Source organism: Ruegeria sp. BC2 (assembly GCF_056539245.1).
The window spans coordinates 430,190-450,680 of the sequence record NZ_JBQFUQ010000002.1 but is presented as its reverse complement, the minus strand read 5'-3'; the positions used below and the strand labels follow the sequence as shown (position 1 = coordinate 450,680).

The 20,491-nt window shown below is 62.5% G+C and carries 19 protein-coding genes; 12 read left to right on the top strand and 7 right to left on the bottom strand.

The window, feature by feature from the left end; all coding sequences use genetic code 11:
- Positions 1 to 3 precede the first annotated feature (3 nt).
- The 7 genes from ACR0CU_RS12540 to ACR0CU_RS12510 all read left to right on the top strand — a co-directional run bounded on the left by ACR0CU_RS12540 (position 4) and on the right by ACR0CU_RS12510 (position 7,056).
- Positions 4 to 261, top strand: coding sequence for a hypothetical protein (locus ACR0CU_RS12540; protein WP_170340767.1), 258 nt, complete (start codon positions 4 to 6; stop codon positions 259 to 261).
- 3 nt (positions 262 to 264) lie between these two features.
- On the top strand, positions 265 to 1,341 hold the full coding sequence (locus tag ACR0CU_RS12535) for a branched-chain amino acid ABC transporter permease (RefSeq protein WP_005979938.1): 1,077 nt from the start codon (positions 265 to 267) through the stop codon (positions 1,339 to 1,341).
- Between the two features lie 71 nt (positions 1,342 to 1,412).
- Positions 1,413 to 2,696 carry an ABC transporter substrate-binding protein gene (locus tag ACR0CU_RS12530; protein ID WP_170342736.1) on the top strand — a complete coding sequence of 428 codons (1,284 nt, stop codon included), beginning with the start codon at positions 1,413 to 1,415 and terminating at the stop codon, positions 2,694 to 2,696.
- Positions 2,697 to 2,779: 83 nt separating this feature from the next.
- Positions 2,780 to 3,613, top strand: a complete 834-nt coding sequence (locus ACR0CU_RS12525; protein WP_170342738.1) for an ABC transporter ATP-binding protein — start codon at positions 2,780 to 2,782, stop codon at positions 3,611 to 3,613.
- A gap of 19 nt (positions 3,614 to 3,632) precedes the next feature.
- Positions 3,633 to 4,850: a phenylacetate--CoA ligase family protein gene (locus ACR0CU_RS12520; RefSeq protein ID WP_170447283.1), complete on the top strand. Its 1,218-nt coding sequence runs from the start codon at positions 3,633 to 3,635 to the stop codon at positions 4,848 to 4,850.
- A 114-nt stretch (positions 4,851 to 4,964) separates the two neighbouring features.
- Positions 4,965 to 6,632: an ABC transporter permease gene (locus ACR0CU_RS12515; RefSeq protein WP_170447285.1), complete on the top strand. Its 1,668-nt coding sequence runs from the start codon at positions 4,965 to 4,967 to the stop codon at positions 6,630 to 6,632.
- 73 nt (positions 6,633 to 6,705) lie between these two features.
- On the top strand, positions 6,706 to 7,056 hold the full coding sequence (locus ACR0CU_RS12510; RefSeq protein ID WP_170342743.1) for a DUF2794 domain-containing protein: 351 nt from the start codon (positions 6,706 to 6,708) through the stop codon (positions 7,054 to 7,056).
- Here the strand turns inward: ACR0CU_RS12510 and ACR0CU_RS12505 are convergent.
- From ACR0CU_RS12505 to ACR0CU_RS12495, 3 genes are all read right to left on the bottom strand, one after another.
- Positions 7,053 to 7,790, bottom strand: a complete 738-nt coding sequence (locus tag ACR0CU_RS12505) for a C40 family peptidase (protein WP_480643141.1) — start codon at positions 7,788 to 7,790, stop codon at positions 7,053 to 7,055. The two genes, ACR0CU_RS12510 and ACR0CU_RS12505, sit on opposite strands and share 4 nt — an antisense overlap.
- A complete protein-coding gene (locus ACR0CU_RS12500) occupies positions 7,787 to 9,169 on the bottom strand; it encodes a leucyl aminopeptidase family protein (protein WP_170447289.1) in 1,383 nt (460 codons plus the stop codon). The genes ACR0CU_RS12505 and ACR0CU_RS12500 overlap by 4 nt, the downstream gene beginning before the upstream one ends.
- A gap of 61 nt (positions 9,170 to 9,230) precedes the next feature.
- On the bottom strand, positions 9,231 to 9,620 hold the full coding sequence (locus tag ACR0CU_RS12495; protein WP_093963953.1) for a hypothetical protein: 390 nt from the start codon (positions 9,618 to 9,620) through the stop codon (positions 9,231 to 9,233).
- Positions 9,621 to 9,762: 142 nt separating this feature from the next.
- Here ACR0CU_RS12495 and ACR0CU_RS12490 point away from each other — a divergent pair, with 142 nt between their 5' ends.
- The 5 genes from ACR0CU_RS12490 (at position 9,763) to ACR0CU_RS12470 (ending at position 16,094) form a co-directional block, all read left to right on the top strand.
- Positions 9,763 to 10,413 carry a carbonic anhydrase gene (locus tag ACR0CU_RS12490; RefSeq protein WP_093963954.1) on the top strand — a complete coding sequence of 217 codons (651 nt, stop codon included), beginning with the start codon at positions 9,763 to 9,765 and terminating at the stop codon, positions 10,411 to 10,413.
- Between the two features lie 61 nt (positions 10,414 to 10,474).
- Positions 10,475 to 11,452, top strand: coding sequence for a sodium-dependent bicarbonate transport family permease (locus ACR0CU_RS12485; protein WP_170361196.1), 978 nt, complete (start codon positions 10,475 to 10,477; stop codon positions 11,450 to 11,452).
- A gap of 4 nt (positions 11,453 to 11,456) precedes the next feature.
- Positions 11,457 to 11,768 (top strand): P-II family nitrogen regulator, encoded by a 312-nt coding sequence (locus tag ACR0CU_RS12480; protein ID WP_093963956.1) that lies wholly within the window; start codon positions 11,457 to 11,459, stop codon positions 11,766 to 11,768.
- 144 nt (positions 11,769 to 11,912) lie between these two features.
- Positions 11,913 to 14,012 (top strand): acyltransferase family protein, encoded by a 2,100-nt coding sequence (locus ACR0CU_RS12475; RefSeq protein WP_480643138.1) that lies wholly within the window; start codon positions 11,913 to 11,915, stop codon positions 14,010 to 14,012.
- 162 nt (positions 14,013 to 14,174) lie between these two features.
- Positions 14,175 to 16,094, top strand: coding sequence for a DUF3604 domain-containing protein (locus tag ACR0CU_RS12470; RefSeq protein WP_170447293.1), 1,920 nt, complete (start codon positions 14,175 to 14,177; stop codon positions 16,092 to 16,094).
- Between the two features lie 52 nt (positions 16,095 to 16,146).
- On the opposite strand, the gene ACR0CU_RS12465 is transcribed toward ACR0CU_RS12470, so the two are convergent.
- The 4 genes from ACR0CU_RS12465 to ACR0CU_RS12450 all read right to left on the bottom strand — a co-directional run bounded on the left by ACR0CU_RS12465 (position 16,147) and on the right by ACR0CU_RS12450 (position 20,406).
- Positions 16,147 to 16,569, bottom strand: a complete 423-nt coding sequence (locus ACR0CU_RS12465) for a hypothetical protein (protein WP_170340791.1) — start codon at positions 16,567 to 16,569, stop codon at positions 16,147 to 16,149.
- A gap of 486 nt (positions 16,570 to 17,055) precedes the next feature.
- Positions 17,056 to 18,078, bottom strand: a complete 1,023-nt coding sequence (locus ACR0CU_RS12460) for an aspartate-semialdehyde dehydrogenase (RefSeq protein ID WP_170340798.1) — start codon at positions 18,076 to 18,078, stop codon at positions 17,056 to 17,058.
- A gap of 103 nt (positions 18,079 to 18,181) precedes the next feature.
- Positions 18,182 to 19,213: a glycosyltransferase family 4 protein gene (locus tag ACR0CU_RS12455; protein WP_170447295.1), complete on the bottom strand. Its 1,032-nt coding sequence runs from the start codon at positions 19,211 to 19,213 to the stop codon at positions 18,182 to 18,184.
- A 20-nt stretch (positions 19,214 to 19,233) separates the two neighbouring features.
- Complete coding sequence (locus ACR0CU_RS12450) at positions 19,234 to 20,406, bottom strand: MFS transporter (protein WP_170447826.1); 1,173 nt, start codon at positions 20,404 to 20,406, stop codon at positions 19,234 to 19,236.
- Positions 20,407 to 20,491 lie beyond the last annotated feature (85 nt).

Below are 20,491 nucleotides of genomic sequence, written 5' to 3'. Positions count from 1 at the left end.
GCCATGACCAAGCTGATCGCCATCATCAACGTGATCGCGTGGGCGGGGTTCTGGGCCTTTGGGTACATCGCCCTGACCTCGAACGATCTGACCGCCAATCAGCTGACCGTGGCCGCGCTTTTGGCCTTTGCCGGGCTGGTGATGGGTGTTCTGGCCTACATGAAACTGGTGCGCGCCTCGGAGGCGAGCGGATATGCCAAACGGTCCAACCAACTGGACGCCGAAGCTCGCAACCGGGCGCAGGAACAATGGGGAAAGTAAGACATGTTCTATCGTGAGGCCGGAGACTTCAAGACCTCCTACAGGGACGACAACCAGACTTTCCCGATCAAGTTCGACCGGTATCGGTACTATGTGGTGCTGGCGGTGGCGTTCGGGATCATCCCGTTCATCATCAACGACTATTGGGCCAACGCGCTGCTACTGCCCTTCCTGATCTATGCGATTGCGGCGATCGGGCTGAACATTCTTGTGGGCTATTGCGGGCAGGTTTCCCTGGGTACCGGCGGGTTCATGGCCGTGGGCGCCTATGCCTGCTACAAGCTGATGACCGCCTTTCCCGACGTGTCGATGTTCATCCATGTGATCCTGGCCGGCGGCATCACCGCCATTGTGGGCGTGCTGTTCGGCCTGCCCAGCCTGCGAATCAAGGGGTTCTATCTGGCGGTGGCGACACTGGCGGCACAGTTCTTCCTGGTGTGGCTGTTCAACCGGGTGCCGTGGTTCTACAACTATTCGGCCTCGGGGCAGATCAACGCGCCGGAACGTGACGTGTTCGGCATCATCATCACAGGCCCCAACGCGCCGGCCTGGGCGACCTATCTGTTCTGCCTGATCTTCCTGACCGCCTGCGCGATCATCGCCCGCAACCTGACCCGCGGCACCACCGGGCGCACCTGGATGGCGATCCGCGACATGGATATCGCAGCGGAAATCATCGGTGTGAACCCGCTGCGCGCCAAGCTCAGCGCCTTTGCCGTCAGCTCGTTCTTCGTGGGCGTGTCGGGCGCGCTGTTCTTCGCCATCTACCTGGGCGCGGTCGAGGTGGGCGAGGCCTTCGGCATCCAGAAATCCTTCCTGGTGCTGTTCATGGTCATCATCGGCGGGCTGGGCTCGATCTTCGGATCCTTTGCCGGCGCGGCCTTCCTGGTCCTGCTGCCGGTGGTGCTCAAGGTCGTGGGCGCGGACATGCTGGGCTGGCCCACCGATATCGTCGCGCATCTGCAGCTGGTGATCGTGGGCGGGCTGATCATCCTGTTCCTGATCCTCGAACCGCACGGTCTGGCGCAGCTGTGGCGCGTCGCCAAGGAGAAACTGAGACTCTGGCCTTTCCCGCACTAGGGACCGGCCCAATCAAGAAAGGGGCGCAAAGCCCGAACCAACATCGGACAAACCAAGGGAGGAGACACCCGATGAACAAGAAACTGGCAACAATGGCGCTGGGTGCGCTGATGGCCGCAGGTCCGGCAATGGCCGACCTCGTGTTCCCGTCGCTCAGCTACCGCACCGGGCCTTACGCCGCGGGCGGCATCCCCTTCGCGGATGGCTACGCGGACTATTTCACTCTGCTCAACGAGCGGGACGGCGGCATCGGTGGTGTTCCGGCCAAAGTCATCGAGTGCGAAACCGGCTACAACACCGAGAAGGGTGTGGAATGCTATGAATCGACCAAAGGCGAAGGTGCGCTTGTGTATCAGCCGCTGTCGACCGGCATCACCTATCAGCTGATCCCGAAAACCACCGCTGACGACATCCCGATGCACACCATGGGATATGGCCGCACCTCGGCCAAGAACGGCAAGGTGTTCAGCCACACGTTCAACTACCCGGCCAACTACTGGGACGGTGCCTCGGGTGCGATCAACTATCTGCTCGAGGAAAACGGCGGTGATCTGAGCGGCAAGAAGATCGCGCTGGTCTATCACAACTCGGCCTATGGCAAGGAGCCGATCCGCACGCTGGAAGAGCTGTCCAAGAAGCACGGCTTCGAGCTGGTGGCCCTGCCGGTCGACCACCCCGGCCAGGAGCAGAAATCACAGTGGCTGCAGATCCGCCGCGATCGTCCCGATTATGTCCTGATGTGGGGCTGGGGCGTGATGAACCAGGTGGCCATCCAGGAAGCCGCGAACATCCGGTTCCCGATGGAGAACTTCATCGGCATCTGGTGGTCGGGCGCTGAACATGACGTGATGCCCGCCGGTGCGGCCGCGAATGGCTACAAGGCGCTGACCTTCCACAACGTCGGCTCGGACTATCCGCTGTATGACGACCTGCAGAAATACGTCATCGACGCTGGCAAGGCCGCCGGTGCCGGTGATCAGGTCGGTACGGTCCTGTACAACCGCGGCCTCTATGCTGCGATGCTGGCAGCCGAAGCCGCCAAGAAGGCACAGGAAATCTCGGGCAAGGCTGACATCACCTCGGGCGACATGCGCGACGGTATGGAAGCACTTGAGATGACCGAAGCGAAGATGGCCGAACTGGGCCTGCCGAACTTTGGTCCGACCTTCTCGGTCAGCTGTGAAAACCACGGCGGGGATGCCCTTGTGGGCGTGACCCAGTGGGATGCAGACAGCAAGACCTGGACTCTGATTTCGGAGTTCAAGGCTACCGATACGGACGTGATCGGCCCGCTGATCGAGGAAGACTCGAGCGCATACGCGGCTGAGAACAACATCGAACAGGGCTGCAACTAAGCGGCACGAACACCGGGGCGGCGGCTAACCGCCGTCCCGAACCGGACAAGCCCCGAACGGGGCAGGCATGAGGACACGCGCTGATGCTGGATGCGGCACAAACCACTGACGTGCAGGCGGAAACCCTGCTTGAGGTCAACAATATCGAGGTGATCTACAACCACGTGATCCTCGTGCTGAAGGGCGTCAGCCTGACCGTGCCCAAGGGCGGGATCACCGCGCTGCTGGGCGGCAACGGGGCCGGCAAGACGACGACGCTCAAGGCGGTGTCGAACCTGCTGCATTCCGAACGCGGCGAGGTCACCAAGGGCTCGATCAAGTATCGCGGCCAGAACGTGCACGAGAGCGATCCGGCCGACCTGGTGCAGAAGGGCGTCATCCAGGTGATGGAAGGCCGCCACTGTTTCGAACATCTGACCGTCGAGGAAAACCTGCTGACCGGGGCCTATACCCGCAAGGACGGCAAGGCCGCCATCCAGCAGGACCTTGAACTGGTCTACAACTATTTCCCCCGCTTGAAAGAGCGCCGCCGAAGCCAGGCAGGCTATACCTCGGGCGGGGAACAGCAGATGGTCGCCATGGGCCGCGCGCTGATGAGCCGCCCCGAGACGATCCTGCTGGACGAGCCCTCGATGGGCCTTGCGCCGCAGCTGGTCGAGGAGATCTTCACCATCGTGAAGGACCTGAACGAACAGGAAGGCGTGTCTTTCCTGCTGGCCGAACAGAACACCAACGTGGCGCTGCGCTTTGCCCATTACGGATATATCCTGGAATCGGGGCGCGTGGTGATGGACGGCCCAGCCGCCGAACTGCGCGAGAACCCGGACGTCAAGGAATTCTACCTCGGCATGTCCGACGAAGGCCGCAAGAGCTTCCGCGACGTGCGGTCCTATCGTCGCCGCAAGAGGTGGCTGTGAGCGGATGGAGGATCTGGCGATGACATTCTACGACGCTCTGGAAACCCGTTCGGCCGATCAGCGCGCTGCCGAGCAATCGACTGGTCTGCGCGAACAGCTGGCGCGGGCGAAATCCGCGCCCGGTTTCGCGGCCCATTTCGCCGATGTCGATCTGGACGCGATCCAGACCATCGCGGATCTGCCCAAGCTGCCGGTTCTGCGCAAGTCCGACCTGACCAAAGCGCAGGGTCAGCACCCGCCCTTTGGCGGCTTTACGGTCAAACCCGCGCATGGCTTTGCCCATGTGTTCCAGTCACCCGGGCCGATCTATGAACCCGGCGGAGTCGATCACGACTGGTGGCGCATGGGCCGGTTCCTGCATGCGGCGGGCGTGGGCCAGGGCGATATCGTGCAGAACTGCTTTGGCTATCACCTGACACCGGCGGGCATGATCTTTGAGAACGGCGCGCGTGCCGTGGGCGCCGCCGTGCTGCCCGCGGGCACCGGCCAGACCGAACTTCAGGTCACCGCCGCCCGCGACGTGGGCTGCACCGCCTATGCCGGCACGCCCGATTACCTGAAGGTGATCCTGGACAAGGCCGACGAGATGGGCGTCGCTTTGAACTTCTCGAAGGCGGTCGTGGGCGGCGGGGCATTGTTCCCCAGCCTGCGCCAGGCCTATGCCGATCGGGGCATTTCCTGCCTGCAATGCTACGCCACGGCCGATCTGGGCAACATCGCCTATGAAAGCGCCGCGATGGAGGGCATGATCATCGACGAGCATGTCATCGTGGAAATCGTGACCCCCGGCACCGGAACACCGGTGGCGGAAGGCGAGGTCGGCGAGGTCGTGGTGACCTCCCTCAACCCCGACTACCCGCTGATCCGCTTTGCCACCGGTGATCTGTCGGCGGTGCTGCCCGGGCAGTCGCCCTGTGGCCGTACCAACCTGCGCATCAAGGGCTGGATGGGGCGCGCCGACCAGACCACCAAGATCAAGGGCATGTTCGTGCGCCCCGAACAGGTGGCCGCGCTGGTCGCCAAGCATGACGAGATCGTCAAGGCCCGCGTCATCGCTGCCCGGCAGGGCGAGATGGACACGATGACCGTGCAGATCGAAAGCCCCGGCGGCGATGATGGCACCTATGCCAAGTCTGTGGTCGAGGTGCTCAAGCTGAAGGGCACGGTTCAGGTGGTGCCGCCCGGTTCGCTGCCCAAGGACGGGCTGGTGATCGAGGATCAGCGCGTCTACGACTGATCCGGCCCGGGGTTCTGCGGCCAAATGCGCCGCAGAAACCTGTGCCTGCCCACTGGCGTTTCCGAGTTTTTTGGTCGATTAAAGGGGAACCGCAACCTTTGCCGACCCGAGGCCATGGCCCAGATCGAATTCTCAGAACATGGATCGCGCAACCGCGGGGCTTTGGGTACCCGGTTCGTCGGGGCCTTGGCCTATCTGGTGGCGGCGGCCTGCCTGTTACCGATGGTCGCCGTGGTGCTGGCGACCGTCACCGGCGGCACTGACACGATCCGGCATCTGCTGGACACGGTCCTGCCCGGCTATGCGGCCACCACGCTGATCCTGGTCTCATTGGTTTCGGTGGGAACATTCGCCATCGGGGTCGGAGCCGCGTGGCTGGTCACCATGACCCGTTTTCCCGGCGTACGCCTGTTCGAGGTGGCATTGGTGCTGCCGCTGGCCTTTCCAGCCTATGTGCTGGCCTATGCCTATACCTTCATCCTCGATCATCCCGGCATCGTTCAGACCACGCTGCGCCAGGTGACCGGCTGGGGTCCGCGCGACTATTGGTTCCCCGAGATCCGCTCGACCGAGGGCGCGGCGGTGATGCTGATCCTGGTGTTGTATCCCTATGTCTATCTGTTGGCGCGCGCCGCCTTTCTGCAGCAAAGTGCCACCGCCTTTCTGGCGGCGCGGGCGCTGGGCAGCAGCCCGTGGTCGGCCTTTTGGCGGGTCTCGCTGCCGATGGCGCGGCCCGCGATTGCCGGTGGCGTGCTGCTGGCAGTGATGGAGACCATCGCTGATTTCGGCACCGTAGCCTATTTCGGGGTTCAGACCTTTGCCACCGGCATCTACACAAGCTGGTTTTCGATGGCCGACCGCGCGGCGGCGGCGCAGCTGGCGCTGTGCCTTCTGGCCTTTGCGCTGGTCATGGCCGTGACCGAGCGCACCCAGCGTGGCAAGGCCAAATACTACCAACCCGGCAAACGCCACGCGGCATTGCCCGCTGCACAGCTGAGCGGCTGGCAGGCTGCGGCGGCATGGGTTTTGTGCGCCATTCCAGTTTTGTTCGGCTTTCTGCTTCCGGTGATCGTGCTGACTCAGATGGGATTGGAGTCCGAGCAGAACCTGCTTTCGGCCCGCTATCTGGGGTTCATTCGGAACTCTCTGACGCTGGCAGGAACAGCAGCGGTGATCACCGTCTGCGCCGCGGTCTGCGTCGGTTTCTTCCAACGGCTGAGACCCGGGCGCGGTTCGGCCATGGCGGCTTATGTGGCGCGGTTGGGCTATGCCGTACCAGGCGGCGTGATCGCGGTCGGGCTGATCGTGCCCTTTGCCGGGTTCGACAATGCGCTGGACGCCTGGATGCGGCAGACCTTCGGCGTGTCGACCGGGTTGCTGGTCACCGGCTCGATCTGGCTTTTGGTGGCGGCCTATATGGTGCGCTTTTTGGCCGCCGCGCTCAGCGCCTATGAAAGCGGTCAGAGCACGGTACATGCCAACATGGATGCCGCTGCCCGCTCGCTGGGGCAGACGCCATTGGGCACGTTGCGGCGGGTGCATCTGCCGATCCTCACACCCTCGCTGCTGACGGCGCTGCTGATCGTGTTCGTGGACGTGATGAAGGAACTGCCGGCCACGCTGATCATGCGGCCCTTCAACTTTGACACTCTGGCGGTTCAGGCCTATCGGCTGGCCTCGGACGAACGGTTGGAGGGCGCGGCCGTTCCGTCGCTGGTGATCCTGGCCGTGGGGCTGCTGCCGGTGATCCTGATCTGCCGCCAGGTCGGGCGCCGGCCCTGACGGGCGGTTCAAAAATACCACACCATGTCGTGACAGGCTTGATCTGATCGCATTTTCCGGCAAGGCTTAAGTCATGAACATGCAGCCTCCCAGCCGGAACCCTGCAAGTCCGGTCCAGATGCCGGTGGCCTTCAACCGGCAAGAGATGTCACAGATTCTCTCCGTCTATGGACGGATGGTCGCCGCCGGAGAATGGCGTGACTACGGAATATCAAATCTGCGCGACGTTGCCATATTCTCGATCTTCCGGCGTACCGCCGAGCACCCGATCTATCGTGTTGAAAAACACCCCCGGCTGCGTTCAAAGCAGGGGATGTATTCGGTGATGGGTATGGACGGGCGCATCCTGAAACGTGGGCACGACCTGCGCGCCGTTCTGCGGGTGCTGGAGCGCAAGCTGATCCGCTCGGTCGACCCGGATTAGAGCCGTTTGTGCGCCGTGACCGGCCCGTCGCCCTGGGTCTCGATCCGGGCAATGGCCTGATCCATCGGTTCAAAGACCACCGCCATGTGATGGGCATTGGCATGCAGCAGCATGTTGTCGCCGGACACCCAGGCCACATGGCCTTTCCAGAACAACAGATCGCCACGCTGCGCCGGGGTGCCGTCGGGCAGTGCCGTGCCAAGCTCCCGCTCCTGGTCGCCGCTGTCGCCGGGGCAGGCAACGCCGCAGGCCAGCAGCCCGGCCTGAATCAGGCCTGAACAATCCAGCCCCCACCGGCTGTTGCCGCCCCACAGGTAGGGGGTTCCCAGAAACAGTTCGGCCACGGCCACCGGGTCGTTCAGCAGGGTTCCGACGGGTTTGATATGCACTGCGGGGATGAACCCAAGCTCGGTCTCGACAAAGCGGTCCTGCTGCGACACCACCACGATCCGGCTGGCAAAGCTCAGACTGACCCGGTCGGGGCTTTTGATGTCGGGTTCCGAATAGGCATGGGTCGCCGGGGCCCAGATCCAATGCGTGGCCGGGGCGTCAGGGCCCAACTGGTCCGCGCGCAGCCAGCCTTGATACCCATCCTTGTCGGAAACCACCCGGCACCAGCCGCCGGATTGTTCGGCGACGTCCAGGCCGTCGCCATACAGCAGCTGACGGTCGCGCGGGCCCTTCGGACTGCGCAGCAGGTCCACGACGGGGCGGATGACGCGAGCGCGGTTCACAGGCCCAACATCCCGGGCAGGGCGGTCAGCAGGGCGCGCGGCCCTTGTCCCAACCCGCCTTTGCTGCGGCCGGGCTCTTTGGCCTTTTGCCAGGAGTAGATGTCGAAATGCATGTACCGGCTGTTTTCCACGAACCGCCGCAGGAACAGCGCCGCGGTGATCGACCCTGCGAACCCGCCCGCCGGCGCGTTGTCGAGATCGGCGATGCCCGGCTCGATCAACGTCTCATAGGGCGTGTGGAACGGCATCCGCCAAACCGGGTCAGCCGCCTGAACGGCGGCCTGCGCCAACGCCTGCGCGGCGGCATCGTCATCGGTGTAGAACGGGGCCAGATCCGCCCCCACCGCCACCCGCGCCGCGCCGGTCAGCGTCGCCATCGAGACCACCAGATCCGACGCACCCTCATCCGCCAGCGCCAGCGCGTCGGCCAGAACCAGCCGCCCCTCGGCATCGGTGTTGTTGATCTCGACCGTCAGGCCTTTGCGTGAGGTCAGGATGTCGCCCGGCCGGAACGCGTTGCCCGCCACCGCGTTTTCCACCGCCGGGATCAGCACGCGCAACTGCAGCGGCAGATCCAGCGCCATGATCATGCGCGCCAGTCCCAGCACGTTCGCCGCGCCGCCCATGTCCTTTTTCATCAACCCCATCGAGGCACCCGGCTTCAGGTTCAGTCCGCCGGTGTCAAAGCAGACGCCCTTGCCGACCAAGGTCAGCTTCGGACCGCTTGTGCCCCAGGTCATCTCGATAAGGCGCGGAGCCTGTTCGGCGGCCCGACCCACCGCGTGGATCATGGGAAAGTTCTGTTCCAGCAAGCTGTCGCCAATGGTGACGGCACAACGAGCCCCGTACTCCTGTGCCAGCGTTTCAACGGCGTCTTGCAGGGCCTGAGGTCCCATGTCGGCCGTCGGAGTGTTGACCAGGTCACGGGTGAGAGCTTCGGCATTGGCCATGATCTCAATCCGCGGAGCATTCACACCGTCCGGCGCGACCAATCGAGCCTTTGCGCCGGACTGTTCGGCATATCGGTCGAAACTGTACCCGGTCAGCAACCAGCCCAGGGCTTCGATTTCGGCTCTGTCAGCCGGCAAACCGGACGCAATCCGGTAAGTGCCTTCGGGCAGAACCTCGGCGGCGGCGGCAAGCGGAAAGCGTACCCGAGCGCGCCGGGTGTCTGTTCCATAGCCTGCCAGCGCGAATTGCGGCGCACCCGTCGGTCCGGGAACCAGCAGAACCTGCCCGATTGCGCCGGTGAACCCGTTCGCGACCACCCAGGCCTGTGTCTCATCGGGCTGAGACTTCAGCCATGGCACGAGCCCGTCCTGCGCAAGAACATGCAGATCAATGGCAGGAGCATCGGAAGGTGCAAAAGACAGGGACATGGGCGCCTCGGACTGTTCTGGTGCCGCCTACACTAGCCGCCTGTTGTTCGCCCGCAACCCGTCATATCGAAAGATCCTGTTGATCCCATACTGCGGTCAGCGACCGCTCTCCCACCCGGATCAGTCGGCTGAGCGTGGCTCCGGTCGCCACCGCATCGCCGGCATCTACCGTCCGGGCCACGTCGCCGGCGACCCGGGCCAGCGCCGTCATGCCGACCTGTTCGGATATCGCGACCAGAGACTTGGCGCATTTGCGCAGCCCCGCCCAGTCACGTTGACGCCAGAGCCGTTCACAATTCGACAGGCGTACTGCCAGCTCCTCGACCGTTCGGCACAGAACGTCGACCGCGTTCGTGTCACCCAATTGCCGATACAGCCCGTTCAGCCGGTCCGGATCCAGCCGCACGGACTCCTTCTGTTCAAGCGTGACGATCTTGTCCACCACATTCACCCCAATCTTTCTGCCCCCACGGCATCTGCGAACCTGTCACAAAAGACCTTTGCAATTCCTTTCGGCCAATCGGGATAATGTCTCGAATTTTGTTCGAACTTGCGTTAGATCGGCGGTCGAACTGCAAATTTGGGAAAACGCGATGCACCACGCCAAACCTCTGCCGAGCTATCTGGTCAAACGGTACCACGGTTGGAAAGCCACGTCCTATTCCGAGAACCAGGCCTGGTACCGCCGGCTGGCGACCGAGGGTCAGCGTCCGCGGGCGATGGTGATTTCCTGCTGTGACAGCCGGGTCCATGTCACCTCGATTTTCGGGGCCGACCAGGGCGAGTTTTTTATCCACCGCAATATTGCCAACCTGGTGCCGCCCTACGAACCGGACGGCGAGCGCCACGGCACCAGTGCAACCATCGAATATGCGGTGACGGCATTGAAAGTGGCGCATCTGATCGTACTGGGGCATTCGCAATGCGGCGGGGTGCAGGGCTGTATCGACATGTGCAAGGGCGAAGCGCCGCAACTGGAAGCCAAAGAGAGCTTTGTCGGACGCTGGATGGACATCCTCAAGCCGAAATTCGATCTGGTCTCCGATGTCGAGGACCCCGCCGAACAGGCGCGCCAGTTCGAGCGTCAGGCGGTCGTCGCGTCGCTCGAAAACCTGATGACCTTCCCGTTCGTGGCCGAGGCCGTACAGAACGGCTCGATATCGCTGCACGGCTTGTGGACCGACATCGGCGAAGGCGGTCTGGAGTATTATGATCCGTCAGGAAAAAAATTCCTGCCGGTTTAGTCTTTAAATCGGAGAAACGCACCCTAATTGAACGATAGTTCAATTAGGGTGCGGTGACTGTATGGAAAACCTGTTGTCTTTGGCGGCCGACAATCTGGTCTCGCCGATCATTCTCAGTTTTGTGCTTGGTCTGTCAGCCGCATTGGCCCGATCTGACCTGACTATTCCCGAGGCCATCGCCAAGGCGATGTCGATCTATCTGCTGTTTGCGATCGGCTTCAAGGGTGGTGTCAGTGTTGCCGCACACGGGATCGACGCCACGCTTGGCTTGTCCCTCATTGCAGGTGTCATTCTGTCCGCATTGCTGCCCCTGGTGGCGTTCGGCCTGTTGCGCGTGCTGACCAACCTTGACCATGTCAACGCAGGCGCGGTTGCAGCGCATTACGGCTCAATCTCGATCGTCACATTCGTGGCCGGTACGTCGGTTCTGGAAAGTCAGGGCCTGGTGTACGAGGGCTACATGGTGGCCGTTGCGGCGGCGATGGAAGCGCCGGCGATCCTGTCCGCTCTGTGGCTGATCTCCCGCGGCGGCGGAGCCCGCCGGATGGACTCGGATCTCTGGCGCGAGATTGCCCTCAATGGTTCGATCGTTCTGCTGGTCGGGTCGTTTGCAATCGGCTGGATCACGGGCGAGGACGGTCTGGCCGAGATCAGCAGCTTCGTGGTCGCACCGTTCAAGGGGGTTCTGTGCCTGTTCCTGCTGGACATGGGTATCGTTGCCGGGCGCGGATTGCGTGCCGGGCGCGGGCTGATCACGATGGGTCTGCTTGGCTTTGGCGTGCTGATGCCCCTGATCGGGGCCGGTGCCGGGTTGGTGGCCGCGCTCCTGTTGGGTCTGTCCACCGGTGGAGCGGTGTTGCTGATGGTATTGGGCGCCTCCGCCTCGTACATCGCGGTTCCGGCGGCGATGCGCGTGGCCGTGCCCGAGGCGAACCCGTCCATCTATCTGACCCTGTCTTTGGGCGTCACGTTCCCATTCAACCTGGCGCTGGGCCTGCCGATCTACGTCTCGGTCGCCCGGGCCGTTACCGGAGGATAAAGCGATGCAGACACATGATGCCAAACGGGTCGAGATCACCATCGAAGCCATCGTGAAATCCCGTCTGACGGATGCTCTGGTCGATCAAGGTGTGACCGGGTTCACGATCCTGCCGGTGCTCGGCGGATCGGGACGATCGGGTGAATGGAGCCGTTCTGGCCAGGTCAGCCGCGCCAGCGGGATGGTCCAGGTCATCTGCATCATTCGCCCCGACCGCTTGGACGGGCTGCTGAGCGCGATCCTTCCCGTACTTGATCGCCATATCGGGGTTGTAAGCGTCACCGATTGCCAGGTTCTGCGGGCCGAGCGTTTCTGACCCGGAGATCTTGGGATCGGATGCGCGCCTAACTACCGGATTCATGGCGTGGACCCATGCACGATGTGCGGAGCGAACAGGCAAACCCCTGTTCGCAAAACCACACATTTTCCTTCAGAGCGGGCTGACTGACAAACATCGTTGATGGCAACCCGGACGGGCGCTAGCATTTCAGCCAGCATCTTGAGGTTGGCCGTATTGAGCATCGCCTACAGAAGGGAAATTGACGGCCTTCGGGCAATTGCCGTGTTGCCAGTGGTCTTCTACCACGCCGGATTGTCATGGCTGTCCGGTGGGTTTCTGGGTGTTGATGTCTTCTTCGTCATCAGCGGCTACTTGATCACGTCGCTTCTGATCGGGGATATTCAACGCGGACGGTTGTCCATCGTTGATTTCTACGAAAGGCGAGCCAGGCGGATTCTTCCGGCCCTTTTCGTGGTTCTGGCCGTGACGACCTGCCTGGCGTGGATCTGGATGCTGCCGGCCGATCTCAGGGTCTATTCGCGAAGCCTGTCATCCGTCGCGGTTTTCCTGTCGAACGTCTTCTTCTTCCGGAACAAGGACTATTTCGCGGATGAATTCGACATGCATCCGCTCCTCCACACCTGGAGCCTTGCGGTGGAAGAACAGTTCTACCTGCTGTTTCCGCTACTGCTGCTGTTTCTGTTTCGAAGAGGGACCCGGACCTGCATCATTGGCCTAACGGTGTTGCTTTTGGCTAGTCTGTTGCTGGCGCAGTGGACATCGGAAAACGAACCGAGGGCAGGGTTCTACCTCATCTATACCCGCGCGTGGGAGCTTTTGGCCGGCGCGATATGCGCCTTCGTTCCGCGGCAGGACAAGGGGCGTTTCTCGACTGTGCTGCCCCTGCTGGGCATGGCCGGGCTGCTGGTGTCTTACGTGATGTTCGACCGGTACACGCCGCACCCGTCAATCCTTACGGCCGTGCCCGTTCTGGGAACCGTTCTGGTCATCCTTTTCGCCAGCCAACGGGACCCGGTGGGGGCGCTGTTGTCGTCTCGGATCATGGTCTGGATCGGCCTGATCAGCTACAGCCTTTACCTGTGGCACTACCCGTTGTTTGTCTTTGCCAAGATCCGGAGTGTTCCGGCGCCCTCGCCGCTGACCGTCGCCAGCCTTGTCGTGCTGGCCTTTGTGCTCTCCGCCTTGACATGGCGCTTCGTCGAGCAACCCTTTCGCCGTCGCAGGGAAGGTCTGTTCAGCCGCCGGGGGATCTTCATCGGAAGCGCCGCGATATCGGCTATGGTGTTCTCGGTTGGGGTGGCGATCTTCGCAACCGATGGTGCGCCCGATCGCAAGGCGCTGCGCGATCTCGATCTGCCGAGACTGACCGAAAGCCTGGCTCCGAACCGCGGTTTGAGCAATGAATGCAACGGTCGGATGCCGGTGCCGGACAGCTGTGCGACATCCGAGTCTCCCAAGGTTGCGGTTTGGGGGGACAGTTTCGCCATGCATCTGGTGGTCGGCCTGACCGCGGCCTATCCCGAGCTTGGGGTCGTCCAGCTGACCAAGTCGCTCTGCGCGCCGATCGCCGGTATCGCCTTTGCCGATCGCGGCCGGACCGGAGAATCCCCGCAAGCCTGTCTGGATTTCAGCGACCAGGTGCTGGATTATGTCACTTCGACCGACAGCATTGACTATGTCATCGTCTCATCGCCGTTCTACTACCTGTTCGAGCCGGGCGGACTCGCCGCCGTTGACGACGCAATGGACCCCGAAGGCCCGCAGAGCACGGTTCTGCGGAACCTGGAAAAAACGCTCGAACGGCTTGTGTCTGCCGGTAAAACCCCGATCGTTGTGTCTCCGCCCCCCTCGAATGGCCAAAACTTGGGCTATTGCGTGGTGAATGCCGAACTCCGAGGCGCTGACCCGGATCTGTGCGATTATCCGTTCGCGGACATACAGCCGGAGCTTCTTGTGGTTGCTGAGATACTGCACCAGCTCGAGGGCCGTCACAAGGTCGTCTGGCTGGATCGGATACTCTGCGATTCCGACGGCATGTGCCGCGCCAGCGACGGCTCGACGGCATACTATCGGGATGGTCGCCATCTCTCGAAAGAAGGTTCGCGCGAACTTGGGTGCCGCACCGGTGGATGGTTCCTGTTCGGGGACGAACCTGACGGGGCGGCCGACACTGGCGCTGTGGGTCCCGCTAATGACCGTACCTGCAGCCAGCATCAACAGAACGCCGACCTGGCCCAGAGAGACTCGAACGGAGAGTGATTCCTCAGCCCTGGATTGGTCTATCGCCCGCGCGCTGAACCACTGCAGCGCGAGGTCCGGGTTCTGTCGATAGTAAATTTTATTCGTATATCCAAATTCGTGATAGGATGCCGTCATTTCCGGAACCAACCGAATGGAAATGACACATCTGGGAGGGATTTCATGACCAAGTCTTTCGCAATCGTTTCACAACGTCCTTTGTGGACGTTGGCCTGTCTGGCCGCGCTGACCGCCACATCCGTGTCCGCGCAGGAGTTCCAGACCGAGCAGGACAGCACGGACGTCGTATTGGCGCCTGATGATTTCTCTCCCTATGCGGGGCGGAACTTTCCCCAACGGCCGCTGTGGGGAGACTCGCATTTGCATACTTCGGTTTCGGTTGACGCCGGCACGATGACCAGGCTGACCCAGGAACAGGCGTTTCGCTTTGCCCGCGGCGAAGAGGTCACGACAACCCACGGCCTTCGGGCCAAGCTGTCCCGCCCGCTCGATTGGCTGGTCGTCTCGGACCATGCCGAGATGTATGGGCTGATGCCGCAACTGCTGGCCGGAGACGCCGAGGTTCTGGCGACGCCCCAGGGCAAGGCCTGGTACGAGGCGCTGACGGCGGGTGACAGCCAGCTTGCGTTTGACACGGCAATGGAGATCGTCGCCTCGTTGTCGGATGACGTCCCGCCCATCGACAACCCCAAGGCCATCAAGCATGCGTGGGAGGAGTACACGGCCCTCGCGGACAGCTTCAACGAGCCGGGAGTCTTTTCAGCCATCATCGGCTATGAATACACCACCGAGGGCGCCAACAACCTGCACCGGAACGTGCTGTTCCGCGATGGGCGCGACCGGGCCAACCAGACCCGCCCGTTCTCGCAATATGACAGCAAGAACCCCGAGGACCTGTGGGCCTTTCTGGCCGAATACGAGGAACGGACAGGCGGCGAGGTCCTGGCCATCGCGCATAACGGCAACCTGTCGAACGGGCGGATGTTCTCTCTGAACGCCTATGATGGATCCGCACTGACCCAAGAGATCGCAAGTCTGCGCGCCCGGTTCGAGCCGCTGTACGAACCGACGCAGATCAAGGGCGACGGTGAGGCGCATCCGTTCCTCAGCCCCGATGATGAGTTCGCAGATTTCGACACATGGGACGCGGCCAATCTGAACGGAACCGAGTTGAAGCAACCAGAGATGCTGGCCGGTGAGTATGCACGCGAGGCGTTGAAGCGCGGGCTCAAGATCGAACAGGAGCTGGGTGTGAACCCGTTCAAGTTCGGAATGGTCGGCGCGACGGATTCGCATACCGGTATGGCAACGGCCCAGGAAGACAACTTTTTCGGCAAACATTCCGGGGTCGAGCCCGGCCCGAACCGTTGGGAACACCTGGTAATCGAAGCACCCGATCCAGAGCTGTCGATCTATGGCTGGAAACAGGCCGCTGGTGGACTGGGTGCGGTCTGGGCGACGGAAAATACTCGCGAGGCGATCTTTGACGCGATGCAGCGCAGGGAGACCTACGCGACCACGGGGTCGCGCATGGGGGTTCGGTTTTTTGGCGGCTATGACTTCACCGATGAGGATGCCGCAAGCCGTGTTCCTGCGGATGCGGGCTACAAAAAAGGCGTACCGATGGGGGGCAACCTGCAGGCGTCTCCCGATGGGCGGGCTCCGAACTTCCTTGTTTTTGCATTGAAGGACCCGATTTCCGGCAACCTGGATCGCATCCAGATCGTCAAGGGCTGGGTCGATGCTGACGGGGCCTTGCAGGAGAAAGTCTACAACGTCGTCTGGGCCGGCGATCGCCAGCTGGACGAGAACGGCAAGCTGCCCGAAGTCGGCAACACCGTCGATGTCGAAAACGCCACGTGGACCAACACCATCGGGGCAAGTGAGTTGATCACCACGTGGCAGGATCCGGATTTCGACCCCAACCTGTCTGCGTTCTACTATGCCCGTGTGATTGAGATCCCGACCCCCCGCTGGACCGCCTACGAGGCCAAACGGTTCGGGATCGAGATGCCGGACTATGTTCCGATGATCACGACCGAACGGGCCTATACGTCGCCAATCTGGTACACCCCGGGATAAACGGTCGTTCCGTGAAGCGAAGCCCCGCCTCGCGCAGGCGGGGCGGTCTTGTTCATTCGGCTGGGTTGGGATTGCCGGCCACCGGCCTGCGGTTGTCCGCGTCTGTCGCTCCGAAACCGTGACGCAGCAGGATGAACACGAACAGGACCATGGTCAGAACAGCCAGAAGCGATCCGATCTGGGCAAGGGTTTCGCCCCTTTCGGTGATTGCCAGCACGATTCCGGGAACGAGCACCAGCACCGTTGCCACGGACAGCCCATAGTGGAGTTTCGCCAGACCGCTGCGCGCCGCCTCGGGGGTCAGAGCGTAGTAGAATCCGAACACTGCCAGCGCAACGAACCCGATCAGGTTCAGGTGGCCATGTGCCGGGGACAGCGTGTGGTCATGGCTGGCGGACATCTGGATTCCCCACAACATGCCCAAAACGGCAAATATTGCTGCGGTGGTCAGAAAAAAGATGGGCAATCTGGTCATAACGGTCTCCTTTGAATATTCGATGAGCCGCACGGGGCGTTGAAAACTGGGTTTGCCGGAAAAGGTGTGTTCTGACGCGGGCATCCGAACCATGCTGCCCAACCCGGCCCGAACCGTCTGGCAGTGCGGCGTCGAGCACTAAAGGTCAGAAAAACATCGGACTAGTCAGCGGTTCCAGAGCACGTGGGATCGCGCGGTGTCGAACCCCGGTTCCTGCGACAGGTCAGGCTCTGTTTGGTCAATCATGGCTCGTTTCCCCTCGGCTGAGATTGAAACGAAGGCGCCTTCAATGGGCGGAAAAATACCAGCAGCTGTGAAATATGAAAAATTGATTATGTGAATAATAGCTATTCACCTGGCGAATTTACTTTTGCTTGGGCAGAACCTGCGGTGATACCCGGCGCGCCTTCCTTCTCGCATTGCCAAAAATGAAAAAACCCCGCAGCCCATGCCGCGAGGTTTTAAGGCTTCAGTCTGGTCCGGATATCAGCCCTTCTTCAGGACCTCGCGGCCCAGCAGCTCGGCGATTTGCACAGCGTTCAGGGCCGCGCCTTTGCGCAGGTTGTCCGAGACACACCACAGGTTCAGGCCGTTTTCCACGGTCGAGTCCTGACGGATCCGGCTGATGAAGGTGGCGAAATCGCCGACGCATTCAACCGGCGTGACATAGCCACCGGCCTCGCGCTTGTCGATCACCATCACGCCCGGAGCTTCGCGCAGGATGTCACGGGCCTCGTCCTCGTCCAGGAATTCCTCGAACTCGATGTTCACCGATTCCGAATGTCCGACAAAAACCGGCACCCGCACACAGGTCGCGGTGACCTTGATCGACGGGTCGACGATCTTCTTGGTCTCGACGACCATCTTCCACTCTTCCTTGGTCGAGCCGTCTTCCATGAAGACGTCGATATGCGGAATGACGTTGAAGGCGATCTGCTTCTGGAATTTCTTCGGGGCGACCTCGTTGATCGGGTTGTAGACGGCCTTGGTCTGATCCCAGAGCTCATCCATACCCTCTTTGCCTGCGCCCGAGACCGACTGATAGGTCGAGACCACGACGCGCTTGATCTTGGCGCGGTCATGCAGCGGCTTCAGCGCCACCACCATCTGCGCAGTCGAGCAGTTGGGGTTGGCGATGATGTTTTTGTTCTTGTAGTCGTGGATCGCCTGCGGGTTGCACTCGGGCACGATCAGCGGGATCTCGGGGTCGTAGCGATAGAGCGACGAATTGTCGATCACCACGCAGCCAGCCGCGGCCGCTTTGGGGGCGTAATCCTTGGTCGCGGCGGACCCCACGGCGAACAGCGCCATGTCCCAGCCGGTGAAATCGAAAGTGTCCAGATCCTGGGTCTTGAGTGTCTTGTCGCCAAAGCTGACTTCGGTGCCCAGCGAACGACGGCTTGCCAGAACGGCAATTTCGTCCACGGGGAACTGGCGTTCAGCCAGGATGTTCAGCATTTCGCGGCCCACGTTACCCGTGGCGCCGACGACAACGACGCGATAGCCCATGTCTAGTCTCCTGAATTAAGGACGCGCGTTCATAGCCGCGTTGCAGAAAATAAAAAAGGGCCTTCGCGGCGGAATTGACCGAATGACGCAGTTTTGCGGCGACTCAGGCCTTCAGCAGCTGCTGATAGAGCGCAACCAGCGCCTGCGCCTCGCCGTTGATGTCGAAATTCCGTTCCACATGGGCGCGGGCGGCCTTGCCTGCGCGGGCGAGGGAATCACGGTCCGCCAGCATCTCGGCCGCGGCCGCGGCCAGCGCCGGAATGTCGCCCGGAGCCACCACCCGACCCAGCGTCGGGTCGGTCACGATCTCGGAGAATGCGCCCACATCGGTGGCCACCACCGGCACACCGCAGGCCATCGCTTCGAGGGGGGTCAGTCCGAACCCCTCCCAGCGTTGGGGGGCGATGAACAGATCCAGCACCTGGTACCATTGGGCAATCTTGTCCACGGTGACCTCGGGCTTGAACAGGATGCGGTCGGACAGGCCGGCTTGGGCCACCTTGTCCTTCAGTTCGGTCAGGAAAGCGCTGTGTTTCTCGGTCGCGCGGCCCATGACGATGCCATGTACGTCGGGGACCTGCCCGCACAGGTCGATCATCGCATCGACGAAGGCGTCGGTGCCTTTCTGGTGGCGGATGCGGCCGTAGCAGCCCAGCAGCAGCCCGTCGGGCAGGCCCATTTGCGTCCGCAGCCCCGCCTTGTCGGCGGGTGGCGTGAAATCCTGCAGGTTGATGCCGTGCATGATCACCTGCGCGTCGCGCTCGAGGTATCCGGCCGTCTTGCGCGAGGTCGCCACCACCGCGTCCATCTTGCCGATCAGCCACTTGGTATAGCCCGTGTGCGCCCGCTGCGAGGCGCTGGTGAACAGCAGTTTCAGCCGCAGCCGCAGCAGGTCGCGCAGGATCAGGCCCAGCAGCATCTCGGTGTTGCGGCGGGCGTGCCAGACCCGCAGCGTCTTGCGCGACAGAAAGGGCAGGCGGCCCAGCGGGATGTGCGGGATATCCGAAGGCAGGCCCGGGCCGGTGGCTGCGATGTCGATCCACTGTGCCTGCAACGGCACCAGCCGCGCGATCGTGGCGGTCACGCCGGACAGGCGGCGTTTGAGGTTTGGGGCAATAACAACGGGGTCGTTCACGGCGCGCGCTCCTGCGGGTCTCACTCCATGCTGTCACGGCTGAACAGGTAGATCACGCAGCCGATCGTCAGCGTGACGGCAAAGAAGGCGAATATCGCTGTGTAGGGTGTGGTTGGCCCCATGTCCACCGTCGCCGCATGGATGCGGCCGGTGGCGAATTGCGCCAGCCCCACGCCGCCGATCCCAAACAGGTTCAGCAGGGTCACGCCGCGCCCCACCAGATGCGCCGGGATGAAGGCGCGCCCATGCGCCATGATCACCGGGAAGGATGCCCCCAGAAACCCGATCAGCGCCATCAGTAGAACCGACAGCCAGACGGCCTCGGCGACCCACAGCCCCAGCAGCCCCAGCGCCAGCACCGCCAGCGCGTTGCCGCCGAAGATCACCCATTTTCGGGTGTTCAGCAGCCGGTCCAGCGGGCCATAGGCAAAGGTGCCCGCGATCATCGCGGCGCCCATGACCAGCGTGGCCTGCCCGATCTGGGTGGCGCTTAGCCCGAACACGTCCAGCAGATAGGGGCCGGCCCACAACCCCCGCAGCGCGGCCGAGGGTGCATAGGCCACCAGCATCAACGGCAAAATCGCCCACAGCGCAGGTTCGCGCAGCAGGTCCAGAACCGACCCTTTCTGCTCGGACACCACCCGCGCGGGGTCGTTGACCGTGACCCAGATGCCCACTGCCACGGCGCCTGAGATCGCGGCCAGCCCCGCCAGAGTCGCGCGCCAGCCCATCAACTCGACCGCCAGCGCCGTGGGGTACGAGGCCACGAGGTTGCCGACCGACCCCACGCCCAGCATAACAGCGGCCAGGGTAGCGAACTTCGCGGGCGGGTATTCGCGGGCAAAGATGAAATACGAGGCCATCAGAACCGGCGAACATCCGACCCCGATCAACGCCATCGCCACCGCCACATGCAGGGGCGTCGCGGCCAGCGCGAACACCGCGGCCCCACCCGCGCCGCCGATCAGTAGCAGAACCGCCGCCGTCTGCCGGGGGCCAACCCGGTCCAGCGCCCAGCCCACCGGGATCTGCATCGCCGCAAAGACCAGAAACCACAGACCCGAGGCCCAGGCCAGATCTTCGGGCGTGGCGCCGATGTCTCGCGCCAGATCGGCAGTCAGAACCGCAAGGAACGCGCGGAAGAACTGGCTGAGGACATAGGCCAGACACAAGATCACCAAACCTGCCTGCATGTCGGTCTCCCTGCCGTCCGCCTCACCGGGATGCTTGGCACGTCCCGATGCCATGCACAAGCGCGTGTGATATGTTGCAGTATCG